Genomic DNA, 244 nt, shown 5'->3' on the forward strand with positions numbered 1-244 from the left:
GATCCGGCTGCAGTTCCGCCGGGCCTTACCGCCGCCCCCATCGGGTGCCTACGTACAAGGAGCGAGCAACGCCTTCGCTACTCGCCCCTTCGGACTTGCTGTTCGCGGGGCCAATGCCGCCACTTCCATCCAGCACTGCACGAGCCCGGCGAGCCCCGTGCTGGCGGCCGCCTGCGATCCATTCGTCATGACTGTCGCGGCCTACCGGTGGGCAGCCGCCGAAGACGACGGCACGGGCCGTCCC

At 70.1% G+C, this 244-nt stretch carries 1 protein-coding gene; it reads left to right on the top strand.

Annotation, left to right across the window (positions count from 1 at the left end):
- The coding region (locus ACTFO6_RS19455; protein WP_439935956.1) for a DUF6701 domain-containing protein at nt 1–244 on the top strand (244 nt) is incomplete at both ends.

Source organism: Pelomicrobium sp. G1 (genome assembly GCF_051905455.1).
In the GTDB taxonomy this organism is placed as follows: domain Bacteria; phylum Pseudomonadota; class Gammaproteobacteria; order Burkholderiales; family UBA6910; genus Pelomicrobium.